The organism is Parabacteroides sp. AF18-52 (genome assembly GCF_003479145.1).
In the GTDB taxonomy this organism is placed as follows: domain Bacteria; phylum Bacteroidota; class Bacteroidia; order Bacteroidales; family Tannerellaceae; genus Parabacteroides; species Parabacteroides faecis.
Window position 1 is genome coordinate 164944 of record NZ_QUGR01000007.1, and the last position, 18609, is coordinate 183552.

An 18609-nucleotide genomic window follows, 5' to 3' on the forward strand; every position below is an offset into this window, starting at 1 on the left:
ATATTCCTGTAACCTTCCCGCCGAAGTGTTAGTCTTATCTGTAAACAAAACAATTAGAAACATTTTAAATATTGAAATTATGGATGGTGGAGAGATGTTAATAGCTTTTACAGCGATTATTTGTGCAGTGGGGCTGCCCGTATTATTGCTTATTGTATTGGTCGTAAGGACTACCCGGACAAAGCATGAAGAGCGTATGGCAATGATCGAAAAGGGTATAGTTTTGGAAGAACCGGAAAAGAAGACGAATAAATTCAATGCTTTACGTAATGGATTGCTGATGATCGGGCTGGCGTTGGGTGCCATGTCTGGAGTTTTCCTGGACGCTACGATGCCAAGTGACTGGACTGGTTTTCCGGTTGTTATCTTTACAGTTCTGGGCGGAGGTATCGCTTATTTAATCTATTTCTTTATCGTTCTCAAAATGATAGAGAAGGAGAAAGAGCAATAAAACAGGATTGATGGACGAACAGAAGTGGATAAAAAGTATTCTGGCAGGAGATACCAAGAGTTTCTCCTGCCTCGTCACGAAGTACCAGCAGATGGCTTTTACGATTGCCTTCCGCATATTGGAGAATCGTGAGGAGGCAGAAGAAGTTGTGCAGGACGCTTTTGTGAAGATGTATCGTGCGCTTCCGTCTTTCCAGTTTGGCAGTAAGTTCTCTACCTGGTTCTATAAGATTGTTTACAATACAGCGATAACGGCGCAAAGGAAACAGTCTGTTTTTGAAAGTTATGATGATGCTATTGCAACCGATCTGACAACGAGTGAAGTGGATAGTGCAACTGCTATCCTGGAACGGGAAGACCGGAAAGAAATAATTACCCGCGTACTGAAAAAGTTACCGGCTGACGAAAGCCTGGTGCTTAATCTCTTTTATCTGGAAGAGTGTTCCATTGCTGATATCGCTCAGATCACGGAAATGACTCCTTCCAATATTAAAATAAAATTGTTTCGGGGACGTAAACACTTCTACGAAACATTGCAGTTAATGATGCAGAACGAAACAGCGAATGTGTTATGAATACATCGGATAAAGATATAAATCGGTTGACCAAAAAGATCCTGAAAGAGAGTATGGTCGAGCCGTCTCCGGAGTTGAGTATGAAGATTATGGATCTGATCATGCAGGAGGAACCCTTGAAAGTACCGGAAGTGAAAAAGGTAAAGCTGGAATCCGGAATGCCGCCTTTTATGATTGTTGGTATAATCATTGTATATCTGGTGGTATTTGCCGGATTACTGATGCTTATCGGTCAGCTTCCCGCAGGAAACGTTAGCCATATACTGAGCGGCCTAAAAGAGAAGTTACCGTATATTCTAACGGTGGCAGCGATTGCCGGATCGTTGATATTTTATTCGGCATTGGATAAAATATTGGCATTGCGGTATTTTGGTAGATGACAGTTGACAAGTGACAGTTGACAGTTATTTCCTCTTTCAGTCGATTTATTTACTGAGTGCGAAGCCTAATTGTCAACTGTCACTTGTCAACTGAAAAATGTTTCACATTTTTCCTTTATAACGCTTTCACCCGTATATTGCTATAATTATTCCCGTCGAAATAAATTCGTCCTTTGTTTCCACCATTAATCTCATAATAATGGTTTGTCTTGTCCTCTGTTGAAGTTTTCGTGATATTAAAGCCTTTGACATCCTGGTTGCCATATTTCATGCTTTCGGCAGCCACCTTGAAAGATGCATTCGACGAAATATTCACATTCAGGTTTCCGTAGCGGGCTTCAACATTCAGACTCTTGAAATTTGCAGAAAGTTCTTTTATGTTCAATGTGCTGTAGGCCAGTTCGCTGATATCCAGTGATTCCTTAACGGAGCCGATTGTCGCCTCACTGTATTTGATCTCCAGACTACCTTTGTCAAGTCCTTGTATCTTTACATTCCCATATTTATTTTCCAGATTGATCTGTGTACATTCTTTGACTTCCATATTGGAATACTTATTATCGGCATTCAGCAGATCCGCATTACCGACTGAAACTTTGCCACAGTAACCCAGGTCCAGATTAGCCTTTGTTACATTATTAATATCCACATTCCCGTATTTCGCTTCCAGGTTAAGAGGCTCTGTGAAACTTCCGGCATTCAGGTTCCCGTATTTTACCTGTATGGTGCTCTTTCCTTCGTTTTTATCCGGGAGATTGATATTTCCGTATTTCTGTGTCAGGTTGATCGCCAGTTTGGACGGTATGCTGATGAAATAGTTGATCGTGAAACGTTCGTTCTTGTTTCCATTCCAGTTCTGCTGTTTGAGTGAGGTAACGGCAGAAACAATACTTCCGGTTTTCTTTATATCGATCTGTACACGATCGATCGTAGCCTGTGCGGCTTCTGCACTCTCCGCTTTCGCCTCAATCTCGACACGAATCGAAACCTCGTTCTTGTTCCAATGGGTGATTGTGGTATTACCGTAACGATTGTCTGTCTGTAACAGGTCGCTCAGACTTACGTTGAATGAACGGCTGATCTCTTTCTTTTTAATACTTTCGGGTTTTGCGGCCCAACCGAAAGCTGTACTTGCAATAAGTAATACAGCCAGAAGTAATAATGAACGGCTTCTTGTTTGTTTTGTATTCATGATATATATTTTTTATTTGTTGTCATTCTCGTTTTCATTTGTAACCCGTTCCATCTGCTTCAGCATGATGTTCAGGCTTTCCACACTGGCACTGTAATGCTGGTTCATAGCAAACAAGCCGTCGTTGGAGCAGGGGAGTGTCGGAAGGATCGTCTTTTCAAACATGTAATTGTCTTTCAGTATTCTTTTGCTTTCTTGCAACAGATCTGCACTTCCCGTAGTTTTGTCCTGTTTGTATAACGTCTCCATTTGTGCCATGATGTCATTGATCTGCATCTTGTAATACATCTGCAGCTCGTTGAATTCCTTTTGCTCACTACACTGTTTCTGTATGGATGCTTTTTGATTGTTAGTCGGAACAGGCGTTCCGCCCGGCATCCGTAACAAGAGGAGCAGAGCGATGGATGCTGCTGCTGCGAAAGCGCATAAGCTATATAGCTTGAAATGTTTCCTGCGTGCAGGCGGCAGTTTCTTTTCGAAGCGATCGAAATGACCTTCCGGCAGAAGGTCATCTTCAAAAGCATCTCTGTTGGTGTCTATGAATTTCTTTAATTTGTCCATGTCAATTAGCTGCTATAATATCTAACAATTTGCGCTTCGCCCGCAGATACTGGCTGCGTACGCTTGGCGGCTGAATGTGCAGGATAGAGGCAATCTCTTCCATATCATATCCCTCAAAGAGGTAGAGTGAGAGAATCACGCGGTAACCGGTCGGCAGTTTATTGGTCGCTTCTTTGACCTGTTTCACGGAATATTGTATTTCTTCCTCGTCGGGTCCGTCTGACTCCGGTGCGGCATAGTTGTCGGACAACTCTTCCCATTCCGGGCTTTGGCGGCGAACATAGTCGATGGCCGTATGAACGGCTATCCGGTGGATCCAGGCTTCGAAACACTGATCGTCCTTATATTGGTCGATGCGGGTGAAGATTTTCAGGAATGCGTCCTGCATGGCTTCTTCCGCTTCGCCGCTGTTACCGACAATACGCAGGCAAGCTATGTACAATCGCCGGGCGAATTGTTTGTACAAGGCCAGTTGCGCATTTCGTTTCCCTTTGCGGCAACCCTCTATCAGTTGTACTGTTGTTTCGTTCATTTGTTTATATAAACGAGAGCAAGCGGCCGACCGTTGCATCTGCGCTACGAATTTATACAAAAAAAAGAAAGGCATCATCACGATGCCTCTCTCCCTGAACTAAATGATAAAAATAAAAGTTATGTGGGAAGGTTTAATTTGTCGAATGAAAATTCTCTTCTCCCATCATCGGTGCTTTACCGGCGGGGGAGCCAGATTTATAGTTGAGTTCAAACGTCTTGTCACCTTCATACGATTTGTATTTGATCTTCATCGTCACTATCTCACCATTTGTATCCGGCAGGCTGTTCAGTCTGAATGAGGCCAACCCCCATCCTTGTCCGCCTGACAGGTTATCGTATGCATTATGACGGAACTCCAGTTCATAAGTACCCGTATTGTTCATCTTCACCAGGTTGAGGAAATGTTTGGTATGTCCGTCGAAATAAGATTCGAACTGGAAATTGATGTAACCGTCCTCAATCCATACAGACTTCATCCATATGGGATCATTGCCATAATATTCATCATTCTTTTCACCCAGATCGGCAACGATCGATTTAGTCAATACGCTATCTATTTTGTTGACACGGATTATATAATCGTATCCTGGAATGCCACTACTGATAGAATCGCCTAATAATGTAAAGTTTATAAATGCACGTCTTTCTTTGTCTACTCCGAAATCAGGAGTAACGCCGGAAGCCGGCCATAAAGTAGTGGAATCATCCCATTGCAAGTAATAGTTGTTATTACCCAGCGGCTTGATCGTCGCTATTCCAAAACTATATTTATTGGGCGAATATCCGTCATCATCCAAACAAGAATACATGGTAGAGGTCGTTAAAACAGTCCCCAGGACCAGTATAAAAGTTCTCAACGTCTTCATCACACTCATATCGCTAAAAATTGCTTATTTCCCATTCTATAAATGTAGATGGAGAAAAAACGGAAAATGCTGCAAAAGAAGATGATAAAAGATGTTAATGCCTTAGTGACTGATAAATAAGTTCGGCGGTACGTTGTGAAGCCCCAGGTTTTCCGAGTAGCTGGATGATCTCGTCGTAACCCCCGAGCATTTGTTGGCGATAGGCGGCATCGTGAAGTATTTTGCCTAGCTCATCGTGTATCTGCTGATAAGAGAATCGGGCGCCGAACAATTCCTGTACGACTTCGCGTCCGGCAATCAGGTTCACCAACGAGATATATTTGGTATGGAAGAAATTGCGGAAGATAAAACTGGCCAACGGTCCGGCCACGACATAATAACAGACTACCTGCGGAACGCGGAAGAGCGATGTTTCAAGCGTTGCCGTACCCGAAGTAACCAGGGCGGCCCGGCTGTTTTGCAACAGGTCGTATGTCTTGCCGAAGACGATTTTGGCTGGATGGTTTCCTATATATTGTTTGTAATATTCCGGTTCCAGTCCGGGAGCTCCGGCTATAACCGGCTGATAGTCGGGATAGGCGGCTGCGACCTCCAGCATGGTTGGAAGATTATCTTTGATTTCCTGCCGGCGGCTTCCGGCCAGGAGGGCCAGGATGGGTTTATCCGGCAGTCCTTCATCAGCCATAAATGTATCGGGACGGCTGGCTTGTTTTTCTTTATATTGGGCAACCGAGTCGACAGAAGGATTTCCTACGTAATCGACTGAGTAATCGAGCTTGCGGAAAAACTCAGTTTCAAAAGGCAGAATGCAGAACATCCGGTCTACATAACGGCGGAAATCCTTGATGCGATATTGTTTCCATGCCCATATTTTGGGTGAGATATAATAGTAGACGGGTAAATGAAGTACGGTCTTTACGAATTTGGCTATTTTCAGATTGAAGCCGGGATAATCGATCAGGATTACCACGTCCGGCCGGTATTGTCGGATATCTTCCTGGCAGGTCTTCATATTATTCAGGATCGTACGCAGATTGAGCAGTACCGGGATAAAACCCATAAAGGCCATTTCCCTGTAATGTTTCACCAAGGTGCCGCCTACAGCTTGCATCAAATCTCCTCCGAAGAAACGGAAGTCTGCCTCCGGATCTTTTTCTTTTAATGCTGCCATCAGGTTCGACGCATGTAAATCGCCCGAAGCTTCACCTACTATCAGAAAATATTTCATAAAGAGTAATTTATTTTACTTCCCATTCCTTACATTTCTCCATCCACTCGTAATCTGTTACATCGAGTTTACAGGGAACCAGCGAAGCATATCCGCTATCGAGTGCCAGCATATCGTTATCTGAATGGATCGGTTTGGCATTCTCAAAAGAACCTGTCAACCAAAATACCGGTTTGCCTGCTCCGTCCTCCGAACGCTTATACTCCTTAACCCACTTTCCGGCAGCCTGACGGCATATCTTCATACCTTTTACTGTCTCTACTTTCGGCACATTCAGATTCAGATAAGTCCCGGCAGGCAATCCTTCTTTTAGTACACGGCGGGCTACCATACGTCCCAAGCGACAGCATTCTGTGAAATCTGCATCCGGATGATGGTCGAGCAGTGAGACACCCATCGAAGGTACACCGAATACACAGCCTTCGGCGGCAGCCCCCATGGTTCCTGAATAAAGAACGGCTATTGCCATATTTCCTCCGTGATTAATACCGGAAACAAGCAGATCCGGTTTGCGGTCGAGTACTTCATTAATGGACAGTTTTACACAATCCACCGGTGTTCCCGTACATTTATATATTGTCAGTCCTTTTTCTTTTTTCACCAGACTGTATTTGATCGGATTCTCAGATGTAATCGCACTACTCATGCCCGAACGTGGGCCGTCAGGAGCAAATACAACCAGATCTCCCAGGTCTCTCAGGCATTCTGTCAACTCTTTGATACCTTTGGCATCTACGCCATCGTCATTTGTAATCAGGATAAGCGGTCTATCGTTCATTGCAACTTATTTTTGTAATACCACTACAAATGTAACGATAATCTTTTGACGGAGGATGCTTTTAATTTTTTCTTAACGTTCTTCCGGGTTGTTTGTCTTTTATGTCTTTTCATGCAGAGAAGTCTGGTTGTTTCAGGAATTATGTAGGGGGCCGTTTATCTTCTCTTGTTTGACTTATGGGAGGAGTAAGTTCTCCTTTCGGAGACTCAAGGGGAGAGCTTTGCTAATCTAAACAATTAACTCTAATATATTATATCTGTAATATATTCTTTTCTAAAAAGTAAGCTATACATTACATATTAGAATACTATACCTTACTTTTGAGTAAGGTATGCCTTGCATATATATAACATAGGAAAAATATATTAAATTCTTGGTTTTGATGGATTATTTCTCTTAGAGAAATTTCTTGGTGTATTAGATGTTGTTGAAACAGATTTCCCCGTGTAGACAATTATGGAAAAATAACTTGATGAAGTTGTTTTATATAGTTGGTTTTGTCGTTAATGGGTTGATTAATAAGTTATAATGCTGTTGCTTGAAAAAAGATGCTACTGATTTGCGTTATCTTTTGATTATAATTGGATGTTTTTGAAGGAAGTATAAAATGAAAGTAGGAGCTTCTGGTGGCGGAGGTGGTTGAAATCCAGGGATATACTGTTTATTTATATTAATGTACGCACGTACATTAATGTATTTGATCGATATTGTTCTTTAATTGAGTGAGTAAATTATAGCTTAAATAAAGTGAAATGTATGACTAGCTAAAACGATCGTTTTTTCTCGTCATGACTTGGAGGGTTCGTCCCTTAAAACGGGAGATTCATACAAACGATGCTATTCAATTGATAAGAAAGAACATAAGGTTGAAAAAAATAATCGAAAAAGAATTGCCGAAATCAAACAAATGCTTACTTTTGTTGACGAGAAAAAACGATCGATTAATTTAGTCATAGGACAAGAAGTGTTTTTTGATAGCGATCGTGTTGAATAAGAACTTATTACACTTTAGTATTAATATTAAATTTTAGAATTATGAACAAAAAGTTTTCTACTCTGGTAGGATGCTTGGCTTTGGGAACGTTGTTTTCGGCAAATGCAACAGTACAAGATGCTTATCGTACATTTGCAACAACTTCCGTATCCAAAACATCTACAGGTAATGCTGGTCTATCTGCTTTGACTGGTGGTGCAACATTCAACGGGGCTGCTTGGTCGCAGGATGTTTACCATATCCAAGACAATCTTCTTTATCAATTACAGGTAACTGCTGGAACCAATATTCAGGATGATGGTACAGACCCTTATGTATTGATTCAGGAAAGAAATTACGAAACAGGTAAGATCTATCTGAAAGCAGTTAAATCCAGTGAAGCTCCTCTGAATGCTTCTTTGTGGACAATCAAGTATGACAAACAAGATGGTGTAAGCGGTGGTAAATTTACTTATGTAAATAAAGAAACCGGTTTCGCTTTGACGTTTGATCATGATCGTGCTGCAAAAACTGTTGGTACAGCTGCAAATGCTAAAGCAACAGCTGCTGTAGAAATGAATGGTTGTACTGACAACTGGTCATGGTATACAGTAAACAGCAATACTGCTGCTTTTACTTATTCTCCTGTGTTCTCTTATCTTCATAATCAGGCGAATAATCAGGTGATGTGTTTGGTTGTTGCTGATGATGCAACAGTAACCGCTGATTTGGCTGCTAATGGTATGAATAAGACAGGTGTTCTGTTAACTTCAGCTGTATATGATTCAAATGTAGCAGGTCCGTCAATGGGTAATATCCCTACTATTGCAGTAAATCTTAAGCCAGTGGTTGCTAACCCGATCATCATGACTGCAAACGATTTGAATGCTCGTATGGATGCTGATTTCCATGCAACTAACTTCGAATTTTTGATTAATCCGAATACTTTGGAAGGAACAACCCCTTTCACTGGATCATTCGTTGCTGAAGAAAATGCTTTAAGCTTGCCGACAGCGATGGGTATCGATAAGAAATTTAATTTGAACTTCAAGCTTGGAAATGGTTATCTGTTGGCAGATACAGCTCGTTACCAGGAAGAGAACTATGCTCCTTCGGTTTCTCCTTCTGTTAAGTTTGCCGTAAAGACTCCGGTTGCTGCAGATAATGATTATATGAAGGCTCGTTACTACTTCAAAGCGACTTATTTCCCGACAAACGACAGCTTGCTGATTGAACCGTTGAATGCTGCTGTTCAGGATGATGATGAATTCAATGCTAAAGATGCATGGAAAGATTCAAAAGCTTGTACTTCATACTTCCAGAACGATTATACCGTATCAAATACGTTTACTAATCTAAAACCGTATGCTGGTTCAACAACAGTTTCTTTGACTGCTGCAACAATTCCGGGTCAGACAAATCCGGTGTTGACAGTTGCTAAAGACAACCGTGATGAATTTAAGGTAAAGACATCTGTTGTACGTCCGTTCGATTATCTGACTCGTGGTACAGTTGCTGATGGCTTGTATTTCATCAATCTGTATACAACTAAATCTTCTGTAGAACGTGCTAACGGTATGTATATCGTTGAAAACATGGAAGGTAACATGATGTATGACAACCAGGCTATGGATCAGGACTTCTCTTTGATGCCTGCTACACAGTGGGTTGTTGAACAGTTGGATTGCAACGATGCTTCAAGCGTAGCACGTCGTGTTAAGATTCACAATCGTGAATATGCTGATCAGGTATTTGAAGGTCAGTTATATAATATGGGTACTACTGCTGCTGGTCAAACAATCTACCGCTTTATCGACCGTACTTATGTAGGTGGAAATGATAACAAGGGAATGTTTAATAACCAGTATCTGGGTGTTCAGGATTCTATCATCTTTACTGCAGTAACTTCTCCGATCGCTAAAACAGCTTACCACGGATACAAGAAGTTCACTGTTGACGAACTAAGCAATGGTATTGAAAACAACTATACTATCAAGTATTATCATTTCAATAACGATAATCTGTATTTGCAGAGTGAAGTAGGTAAAATCTCTAAAGCTGAAGAAGCTACAGATCCTACAATCTACGAAATCGCTGAAGCAACATTGCCTAACAATGGTGGTGCTATTGTAAACAATTTTGGTTATCCGTTGACAGGTTATCAAGATTTGGAAAGAACAGCTTATGTTCTGAAACTGAAAGATGCTAATTTATTAGACAACGATAAGAAGTATATTGCATTGGTTAAAAATACACAGGATAACAACTATTATTACGAAGCAGTTAAGAAAGCTGATATCGATGGTGTAAACGCTAAATGGGCTTACTTCTATCTGAAAGCAGATCAGGTTCGTTCTGATGCTAACAATGCAGTAACTGATACTTGTTATGTATTGGTAGACATTCAGAATACCAATGGTGTATTAGAAACTTCTAATGGTTGGAATAAGGCTAATGTTGTAGATGGTCTGGGTACATTACGTTTCTCAAGCCTGAACGACAATCCTGAAGATCGTGCTTCTGCATTCTATTTCCAGCATAAGATACGTCCGCAGTATATCGATATGACTGCTGATTATGACATGCCGATGAACAATGTAGTGAAGATCTACAGAAAGAGCGGTAATGCAAATGAATATCTGTTTGAAGATAGCGGTGACAGTAAGAACGTGAGCGCTTCTCAGCCGATCGCCGATGTTAACTTCCTGGGTATTGAAAGTAAGGGCGTTTCAACTGACGCAGCTGCTATGTATGTTGACAAAGTTCTGTCTTCTAATAAATTTATGCCTCAGTATCTGTTTGCTGTTGATGTTGATTCTATTCCTGACGGATTCTTGTGCGGAAGTAAAACTCATGGTTATTGGGAAACTGAAGCTGAAGCAAAAGCAGCTGATGACAATCATTATGTAGCTTACAATGGTTACCTGGCAGGTCGTTTCTTAGTTAATTATACTGATTCTGTTCAGCCTAATAATAATGTAATGACTGATGCTGATAAATTCAAGTTCGAAAATTACACTCGCTTAGGATTTGTAGAAGGTGTTCATCAGGTGACAACTGATGCTAACGGTAATATTACTGCTGAAACTCTTTATATCCTGAAGAACGGTAAGACTTTAGCAGATGTTACAACTATCGTTAATAATTCGGAAACAGGAACAAAAGTAATTGATTTCGATTTGCTTCGTGCTAATTCTTTGGCAAATGTACTTGACGGTGCTCATAAGAACTATGCATTCTCTCTGAGAAAGATCAATGACCAGGCTGATGAAACTGCTGATGCAAGTGAAGGCTTCCTTCTGGAATCTAATGGTCAGGGTTCTGCTATCGGTTCATTCGCTGGTGCTTGGGTGAAAGTTCATAATGGTATTCCTGTTTTGGCTCAGATTACACCGACAGGTGATCATGAAGACATCTCTGCTTCTATCAATGAAGTAATCAACCAGTCTCAGGTATTCCGCTTCGGTCAGACAGACGAAACTCCGACAGAAAACGAAGGTGTTAAAACTACCGAAGTATCTGTATCTGTAATTCCTGGTGCTGTTGTAGTGAAGGGAGCTGAAGGTAAGACTGTTGCTATCAGCAATGTTCTTGGTCAAACCATTGCTAACACAGTAATCACTTCCAGTGAAACTACAATCTCTGTTCCTTCAGGTATTGTATTCGTAGCTGTAGAAGGTGAAAGTGCTGTTAAAGCAGTTATCAAATAAGAAATTTATAATCAAAATAAATCATTCTGCGTAATGGTTCTCCTTCGGGAGAACCATTCAGTAGTCCGTGACGGACGAACAAGTAGAGTGATGAATATTAAGTAATGAAATAAAGTTCTTCTGTCGAGTACTCCTGCGAAGGAGGAAAGCAGACAAAAAACAAGCCTCTCCGGCATCAACCGGAGAGGCTTTGTGTTTTTTAAACTTTCGTTATCATTTCCAAAAAAGTATATGCATATTCCTCATTTGGAACAAGTTATTAAATATTCTGTTTATATTTGCAAGTTATCAACAGTTAGGGCGACTTTTCAACAAAACGAGCATTGTTTTGCTTAAACCTGATTTCGTTAGGTTTTTAATGTTTAGTTTTGCCGCTGAATTAATAGACGAAGTATGGGAAAGATTATCGCTTTAGCAAATCAGAAAGGTGGAGTTGGTAAGACAACGACCACGATTAATCTGGCTGCATCCCTCGCTGCACTCGAAAAGAAAGTGCTTGTTGTTGATGCGGACCCGCAGGCAAATGCCTCCTCCGGACTGGGTGTGGATATTCGGAATGTCGAGTTGTCTATCTATGAATGCCTGGTGAATGGCGAGGATGCCAAAGGAGCCATTATCCCTACCGAGGTAGAAGGACTGGATATTATCCCGTCACATATCGACCTGGTTGGTGCGGAGATTGAAATGCTGAACATGGAGAACCGTGAACAAATTCTGAAACAGATTCTCGTTCCCCTCAAGGATATGTACGATTTTATCCTGATTGACTGTTCTCCCTCTCTGGGGCTGATCACAGTAAATGCCCTTACTGCAGCCGATTCGGTCATGATCCCCGTTCAATGCGAGTATTTTGCACTGGAAGGTATCAGTAAACTGTTGAATACGATAAAGATTATTAAATCGAAGCTGAATCCGGCTTTGGAAATCGAGGGATTCTTGCTGACGATGTACGATTCGCGCCTTCGTCTGGCCAACCAGATATACGAAGAGGTGAAACGTCCGTTCCGCGATCTCGTTTTTACAACCGTTATCCAGCGTAATGTGAAGCTGAGCGAAGCCTCCAGCTACGGTAAACCGGTATTGCTTTACGATGCCGAATCGAAAGGAGCGCTTAACCATATGCAGTTGGCACAGGAGCTGATAGACAAAAACAAATAAGTAGAATTATGGCAGTAATGAAAAGATCGGCACTTGGCCGTGGATTGGATGCTTTGATCACGATGGACGATCTGAAGACAGGTGGTTCGTCTTCTATCAGCGAGATAGAATTGAGCAAGATTCAACCCAATCCGGAGCAACCCCGTTCTATATTTGAGGAAGAAGCACTGGAGGAACTGGCGACTTCTATCCGTTCCCTGGGTGTTATCCAGCCGATAACCCTGAAAGAGATGGGACCGGAGAAGTACATGATCATCTCCGGTGAACGCCGCTATCGTGCCTCCCTGATGGCAGGTCTGGAGCAGATCCCTGCCTATATCAAGACAGCCGCCGACGAGAATGTAGTCGAGATGGCGCTGATCGAAAATATACAGCGTGAAGACCTTAACTCGATAGAAATTGCGTTGGCCTATCAGAAGCTGATAGATAGTTATGGTCTGACCCAGGAAAAACTCAGCGAACGGGTAGGAAAGAAGCGGGCGACTATCGCCAACTACCTTCGCCTGCTGAAGTTACCGGCTGAGATACAAATGGGGTTGAAAGACAAAAAGATAGATATGGGACATGCACGTGCCCTGCTACCGGTAGAAGATCCGGAAGTGCAGCTGGCATTGTATGAACAGATACTGGCAGAAGGACTTTCCGTTCGTAATGTGGAAGAGATCGTCCGTAACGGGGCGGAGGCTGTAACTCCGGAAAAGAAGGAGAAGGCAGCAGGACGCAAGCAGATGCTTCCCGAAGAATTTAATCTGCTGAAAGATCATTTGTCCCGGTTCTTTAATACAAAAGTACAACTGGCATGCAACGAGAAGGGGAAAGGACGTATCACGATTCCTTTTACCTCGGAAGAAGAATTGGAAAGACTGATCGGTCTGTTGGATAAATTGAAATAAGTTGACGGTATATTCGTGAGGATGAAATTAAAAATAAGCAGGATACTGTGCTTACTGATGGTGCTGACAGGTATCTCTTTATATTCGAAAGCACAAGGTAAGGCAGTTATACTTGACGCCGATACGGTGGTTGTTGCGCCACCTGACTCTACTGTGCAGGCTGTACTTCAGTCTGCCGATTCGGCAAGCCAGGTCAACAAGGTGAAGGAAGTCGATATGAAACCGTTCAAACCCAATCCGACAAAGGCGGTCATCTTTTCGGCTATTTTGCCGGGGCTGGGGCAGATCTATAACAGGGCATACTGGAAACTTCCTATTGTATATGGCGGTTTTATGGGATGTATCTACGCGATTACCTGGAATAATAAAAACTATAAGGATTATTCGTCGGCTTATTTTGATTTGATGTATGATGTGAAGAATAATCCGGATGATCCGAAGAAATGGAGTGAATCGTGGGTGTCCATAGCCAAGAAGAACGGATATGAACCCGAAAAATTCATTACGGACACGCGGTGGCAGGATAATATCAAACGCCGTAAAGATTATTTCCGTCGTTACAGGGACTTGAGTATTATCATTACAGCCGGTGTTTATGCCATCTGTATGATCGATGCTTATGTGGATGCCCAGTTGTTCGACTTCGACATATCGCCTGATCTGAGTATGCGGCTGGAACCGATGGTTATGCCAAAGACCAGTTTCAGCGAGCGTATATATGGCCTGAATTGCAGTATAAAATTCTAATAACACATGAAATACTTATTATCATTACTCTGTTTCTGCTGTTTCGTTACTGTTGCCCGTGCACAGGAAACAATAACTGAAAATGAAGAACCTCAGTATTCGGACCTCTCTGCTGATTCTTTGTCGGTCGATGTGGGCTTGATACCCGAAAGTCTGGATGCAGATGTCGACAGTCTGCTTCGTTCCTGGCATGTGCAATATTTCTCCAAACGGGATGAATACTGCCATGACGATGAAGCAAATGTGTGGTTCCCTGACTCTGTCTACCGGGAACGTCTGGAAAGTTTGCCGCGTGTTATTTCTTTACCTTATAATAAGGTAGTACGCGATTGTATCGATTTATATGCCGACCGCCGCCGTAACCTTGTACGCTATATGCTGGGTATGGCGGATTTTTATTTTCCTATTATCGAGCAGGTGCTGGATGAACATGGTTTACCTATTGAACTGAAATATCTGGCTGTTGTGGAAAGTGCCTTGAATCCGGTCGCTTTATCCCGTGTCGGTGCCTGCGGCTTATGGCAGTTCATGCTTCCGACTGGTAAGATTTACGGTTTGGAGATCAACAGCCTTGTCGACGATCGCCGCGATCCGGTAAAAGCCACTCATGCTGCCTGCCGTTATTTTAAAGATATGTATGCCATCTACGGTGACTGGAATCTCGTGCTGGCTTCTTATAACTGTGGCCCGGGTAATGTGAATAAAGCGATACGCCGTTCGGGAGGTAAGACAGATTTCTGGGAGATATTCCCTTATCTGCCCAAAGAAACCCGGTCGTATGTTCCCCTGTTCATTGCAGCCAATTATATTATGAACTACTATTGTGATCATAATATTTGCCCGATGCAGACAAGTATGCCGTTGGCTACCGATACGGTTGTGGTTACAAAAGCATTGCATCTGGAGCAGGTGGCGGAAGTGTTGCAAATGGATATAGAGCAGGTCCGTGCCTTGAATCCGCAATATAAGCGCGATATCATTCCCGGAAACACAGAACCATCCGTACTGAAGTTGCCGGTAAACCAGACATATGCTTTTATTGATAAAGAAGATACGATTTACACTCACCGTGCGGAAGATTTGCTGGAGAATTGCCTGGCCTATAATCCGAATGGAACCGAGAGCGGAAAATCGTCCAATCGTGAAAAGATAACCCATCGTGTAGCTTCCGGTGAAAATATTTATACAATATCCGATCGTTATGGCGTGACACCGAAAGAAGTGCGCCAGTGGAACGGATTGAAGTCAAATCGTTTGGCTAGTGGTCGCCGCCTGACTTTGTATGTTGATAACGGAGGTGTGGCTTTTGCTTCCGCAACGAAGTCTAAAACGACACAGAAGACGACTTCTTCATCCGAAATTGTTGAAAAACAGAGTGATGGCTTTATTTCTTATAAGGTTAAATCGGGAGATTCACTGTATACGATCTCTAAAAAGTATCCAGGTGTATCCGCCGCTTTGATACAAAAGGCGAACGGATTATCGAATGCAAATATTCGTCCCGGTCAGGTTCTGAAAATTCCTGTGGGATAAAACATGCTATTTTCCCGGCTTCCGTGCTGATGTTTCATGAATATTTGTATATTTGTGGTTACAGACGTTAGATATAAAAAGAAGAGGTTGTAACCATGAGCGATGCGATAGACACAAAAGACACAAAGGATGCAGGTGAAATGACACCGGCTATGTTGGCGGATGAAAAGATGATCCAGGACGGTTTTAACGAGTTGCTGGACGACTATCTGAAATCGAACCACCGGAGAAAAGTGGAACGTATTACCAAGGCGTTTAACTTTGCCAACCAGGCACATGCGGGCGTGAAACGTCGTTCCGGTGAACCTTATATCATGCACCCTATCGCTGTTGCACGGATTGTTTGCCGTGAGATGGGATTGGGGTCTACCTCTATTTGTTCGGCATTGCTCCATGATGTGGTGGAAGATACGGAGTATACCGTACAGGATATCAGCGATATGTTTGGTCCGAAGATCGCACAGATCGTAGACGGACTGACTAAGATCTCCGGAGGTATCTTTGGAGAACAGGCCTCCGCCCAGGCGGAAAACTTCCGTAAGCTATTGCTTACCATGAGTGACGATATCCGTGTGATCCTGATCAAAATAGCCGACCGTCTGCATAATATGCGAACCTTGGGTTCCATGCTTCCCGCCAAACAATTCAAGATTGCCGGAGAAACACTTTATCTCTATGCTCCTTTAGCGCATCGTCTGGGTCTTTTTACTATCAAAACGGAACTGGAAGACCTGAGTTTCAAATATGAACATCCCCAGGAATATGATTTTATCGAACAGAAACTGAAGTCTACGGAAGAAAGTCGTAATACTTTATTCGAGCACTTTGCAATCCCAGTCGATAAAAAGTTGAAGGATATGGGCTTGAATTATGAAATGAAAGCCCGTGTGAAATCAGCCTATTCCATCTGGAACAAGATGGAAAGTAAAGGAATCACTTTTGAGGACATCTATGATCTGTATGCCGTCCGTATCATTTTCGACCCGCTGCCGGGTGTGGATGAAAAAAATATGTGCTGGGATATCTACTCGGCTATTACGGATATTTACCGTATCCGTCCCGACCGTATCCGCGACTGGGTGAGCCGTCCGAAGGCGAACGGATATCAGGCTCTTCATCTGACGGTCATGGGACCCGACGGACAATGGGTGGAAATACAGATCCGCAGCCGCCGTATGGACGATATCGCCGAGAAGGGATTTGCCGCACACTGGAAATATAAAGAACACAGTGTGGAGGAAGATACCGAACTCGACAAATGGCTTCAGACAATTACTGAGATCCTGGAAAGTCCGGACCCGAATGCACTCGATTTCCTGGATACGATCAAACTGAACTTGTTCACTTCTGAGATATTCGTATTTACTCCGAAAGGAGATATCAAGACGTTGCCACAAGGTGCAACAGCGCTTGACTTTGCTTATGCACTACATACCAATATCGGCAATAAATGTATCGGGGCGAAAGTAAATCATCGTCTGGTGCCTCTCAGTCATCCGCTGGCCAGTGGAGACCAGGTGGAGATATTGACATCCCGTTCCCAGGAACCGCAGGCAGAATGGCTTAATTTTGTCACGACGGCAAAAGCCCGTTCGAAGATCGATGCCGTACTAAAACGTGCCCGTAAGGATGCCGCCAAGCTGGGAGAGGAAAAGGTTATTGTTGCCTTCAAGCGTTCGGAAATGGAGCCGAGTACTTCCAATCTGGATAAGCTCTGTATGTATTTCGGTTTCTCCAAACGTGAGGAGTTTTATTATGCTGTAGAAAAAGGAGATGTAGCCTTACCCGATAACATAAAGAAATTATTGAAAGAGAAGACAGACAATGTCTTATTCAAATATGTAAAGCAGGCACTGGGTGTCGGCTCTAAGAATAATAAGTCGAAAGAGGAAACAGCGCAGGAAGAAAAGCCGAAAGTAAAATATGATAAGTCGAAACCTTATATTTTGCGCGAAGAAGCTTTTGAACGTAACTACGTGATTGCAGAATGCTGTAAGCCGATTCCGGGTGATGAAGCGCTGGGCTTTATCAACGACGACGGAAATGTAGTTGTTCATAAACGTTCCTGTCCGATCGCCATGCGGCTGAAGAGTAGTTTTGGCGAACGTATCCTGAATACGGAATGGAGTAGCCATAAGAATGCTTCTTTCGAAGCTACTTTGGAGGTGAAAGGTATCGACTCGATCGGCGTTCTGAATACGATCACCAAGACGATCGCCGATGATTTCAGTGTAAATATCATGCGTCTGCTTATTGAAGCAAAAGATGGTGTGTTTGAAGGAAAGATTAAGATGAAAGTACACGATGTGGAAGATATCCAGAAAATGTGTGTGACGCTTTCAAAGATCAAGAACATTAAGTCAGTCGGTCGTGTGGCAGACTAACAAGGTAGGTATTTTAACCCCTTAAAATACACATTTCTAGGTATTGCCTTTATACCGGAGATATATGACCTTTGTCTTCATCAATTAAATTATAAAACAGATGAAGACAATTGGTATTTTTTACGGTTCTTCAACCGGAACAACAGAAGATATTGCAAAACGTATAGCAGCCAAATTAGGTGTGGATGCTTCTAACCTGTATGATGTGGCGAAGGCTTCTCCTGCGGATCTGGGTAATTATGAAGCGTTAATTCTAGGTAGCTCTACCTGGGGAGCCGGCGATTTGCAGGATGACTGGTATGATTTCCTTGCTAAGATAAAGAAGCTGGATTTATCCGGTAAGCTCGTGGCTATTTTCGGTTGCGGCGACTCTTCCTCTTTCAGCGACACCTTCTGTGACGCTATCGGAACGATCTATACTGATTTGCAGGGTACAGGATGCACATTTATCGGAAATGTAGCAACAGACGGTTATTCCTACGATGATTCGACAGCTATTGTCGACGGGCAGTTCGTCGGTCTTCCGCTGGATGAACTGAATGAAGACGACCAGACTGAATCCCGCCTCGATGCATGGATCGCCTCTTTGAAGAAAGAAGGATTGGAGTAATTGATTTCAAACGTATATTATTAAGATACTATCAGTC

The 18609-nt window shown here is 42.7% G+C and carries 16 protein-coding genes; 10 read left to right on the forward strand and 6 right to left on the reverse strand.

What is annotated here, in order from left to right; genetic code table 11:
• The first annotated feature begins 79 nt into the window (after positions 1-79).
• Genes DWX23_RS13560 through DWX23_RS13570 form a run of 3 tightly spaced genes read left to right on the forward strand, consistent with a single transcriptional unit; the run spans position 80 to position 1405 of the window.
• On the forward strand, positions 80-451 hold the full coding sequence (locus DWX23_RS13560) for a DUF6249 domain-containing protein (protein WP_229801002.1): 372 nt from the start codon (positions 80-82) through the stop codon (positions 449-451).
• 10 nt (positions 452-461) lie between these two features.
• Positions 462-1025 (forward strand): RNA polymerase sigma factor, encoded by a 564-nt coding sequence (locus tag DWX23_RS13565; RefSeq protein WP_122374866.1) that lies wholly within the window; start codon positions 462-464, stop codon positions 1023-1025.
• Positions 1022-1405, forward strand: coding sequence for a hypothetical protein (locus tag DWX23_RS13570; RefSeq protein WP_122374867.1), 384 nt, complete (start codon positions 1022-1024; stop codon positions 1403-1405). Before DWX23_RS13565 ends, DWX23_RS13570 begins: the two co-directional genes overlap by 4 nt.
• Before the next feature lie 115 nt (positions 1406-1520).
• On the opposite strand, the gene DWX23_RS13575 is transcribed toward DWX23_RS13570, so the two are convergent.
• The 6 genes from DWX23_RS13575 to surE all read right to left on the reverse strand — a co-directional run bounded on the left by DWX23_RS13575 (position 1521) and on the right by surE (position 6564).
• The gene (locus DWX23_RS13575; protein WP_122374868.1) at positions 1521-2597 is read right to left on the reverse strand and encodes a hypothetical protein; all 1077 of its coding nucleotides are present in this window, start codon (positions 2595-2597) and stop codon (positions 1521-1523) included.
• Between the two features lie 12 nt (positions 2598-2609).
• A complete protein-coding gene (locus DWX23_RS13580; RefSeq protein WP_122374869.1) occupies positions 2610-3158 on the reverse strand; it encodes a hypothetical protein in 549 nt (182 codons plus the stop codon).
• Position 3159: 1 nt separating this feature from the next.
• Positions 3160-3729, reverse strand: a complete 570-nt coding sequence (locus DWX23_RS13585; RefSeq protein ID WP_370449234.1) for an RNA polymerase sigma factor — start codon at positions 3727-3729, stop codon at positions 3160-3162.
• A 94-nt stretch (positions 3730-3823) separates the two neighbouring features.
• Entirely contained in the window at positions 3824-4567 is a 744-nt protein-coding gene (locus DWX23_RS13590; protein ID WP_122374870.1) for a NigD-like protein, read from the reverse strand.
• Between the two features lie 85 nt (positions 4568-4652).
• Complete coding sequence (gene lpxB, locus DWX23_RS13595) at positions 4653-5786, reverse strand: lipid-A-disaccharide synthase (RefSeq protein ID WP_122374871.1); 1134 nt, start codon at positions 5784-5786, stop codon at positions 4653-4655.
• A 10-nt stretch (positions 5787-5796) separates the two neighbouring features.
• Positions 5797-6564, reverse strand: a complete 768-nt coding sequence (gene surE, locus DWX23_RS13600) for a 5'/3'-nucleotidase SurE (protein ID WP_122374872.1) — start codon at positions 6562-6564, stop codon at positions 5797-5799.
• Between the two features lie 1035 nt (positions 6565-7599).
• Between surE and DWX23_RS13610 the strand changes: the two genes are divergently transcribed.
• The 7 genes from DWX23_RS13610 to fldA all read left to right on the forward strand — a co-directional run bounded on the left by DWX23_RS13610 (position 7600) and on the right by fldA (position 18572).
• A complete protein-coding gene (locus DWX23_RS13610) occupies positions 7600-11247 on the forward strand; it encodes a DUF6383 domain-containing protein (RefSeq protein WP_122374874.1) in 3648 nt (1215 codons plus the stop codon).
• A gap of 393 nt (positions 11248-11640) precedes the next feature.
• Positions 11641-12405, forward strand: coding sequence for a ParA family protein (locus DWX23_RS13615; protein ID WP_122351783.1), 765 nt, complete (start codon positions 11641-11643; stop codon positions 12403-12405).
• 8 nt (positions 12406-12413) lie between these two features.
• Positions 12414-13298, forward strand: a complete 885-nt coding sequence (locus DWX23_RS13620; RefSeq protein ID WP_122351782.1) for a ParB/RepB/Spo0J family partition protein — start codon at positions 12414-12416, stop codon at positions 13296-13298.
• Between the two features lie 21 nt (positions 13299-13319).
• Complete coding sequence (locus tag DWX23_RS13625; RefSeq protein WP_122351781.1) at positions 13320-14045, forward strand: DUF5683 domain-containing protein; 726 nt, start codon at positions 13320-13322, stop codon at positions 14043-14045.
• Between the two features lie 6 nt (positions 14046-14051).
• On the forward strand, positions 14052-15578 hold the full coding sequence (locus DWX23_RS13630) for a lytic transglycosylase domain-containing protein (protein ID WP_122374875.1): 1527 nt from the start codon (positions 14052-14054) through the stop codon (positions 15576-15578).
• Between the two features lie 95 nt (positions 15579-15673).
• Positions 15674-17962 (forward strand): bifunctional (p)ppGpp synthetase/guanosine-3',5'-bis(diphosphate) 3'-pyrophosphohydrolase, encoded by a 2289-nt coding sequence (locus DWX23_RS13635; RefSeq protein WP_122374876.1) that lies wholly within the window; start codon positions 15674-15676, stop codon positions 17960-17962.
• Positions 17963-18062: 100 nt separating this feature from the next.
• The gene (gene fldA, locus DWX23_RS13640) at positions 18063-18572 is read left to right on the forward strand and encodes a flavodoxin FldA (protein WP_122374877.1); all 510 of its coding nucleotides are present in this window, start codon (positions 18063-18065) and stop codon (positions 18570-18572) included.
• Positions 18573-18609: the final 37 nt, after the last annotated feature.